Origin of the sequence: Streptomyces sp. NRRL F-5123 (genome assembly GCF_000721495.1) — a bacterium.
In the GTDB taxonomy this organism is placed as follows: domain Bacteria; phylum Actinomycetota; class Actinomycetes; order Streptomycetales; family Streptomycetaceae; genus Actinacidiphila.
In genome coordinates, this window is sequence record NZ_JOHY01000216.1 from 1 (window position 1) to 279 (window position 279).

The following is a 279-nucleotide window of genomic DNA, read 5'->3' on the forward strand; positions in this document are numbered from 1 at the left end:
GAAGATCGCGAAGAATATCAGCGCGGGGAGCATCGCCAGGGACGTGAAGGCGAGGACTTTCGCGGTGTCGGTGGAGTATTGCGAGGAGAAGGCCTGGACACCGAGCGGCAGGGTGTAGTTGGCGGTCGAGTTGAGGATGTAGAGCGGCAGGACGTAGTTGTTCCAGCTGCCGATGAACGCGAGGATCGCGACGGTCACGACGCCGGGCAGTGACAGCGGGATGACCATGCGGGCGAAGAAGCCGAGCCGGCTGGTGCCGTCGATCGCGGCGGCTTCCTC

1 protein-coding gene is annotated in these 279 nt (G+C 64.2%); it reads right to left on the reverse strand.

The genetic code is table 11. From position 1 onward, the window contains the following. On the reverse strand, positions 1-279 hold a 279-nt coding region (locus IH54_RS0138995; protein ID WP_031526431.1), incomplete at both ends, for an ABC transporter permease subunit.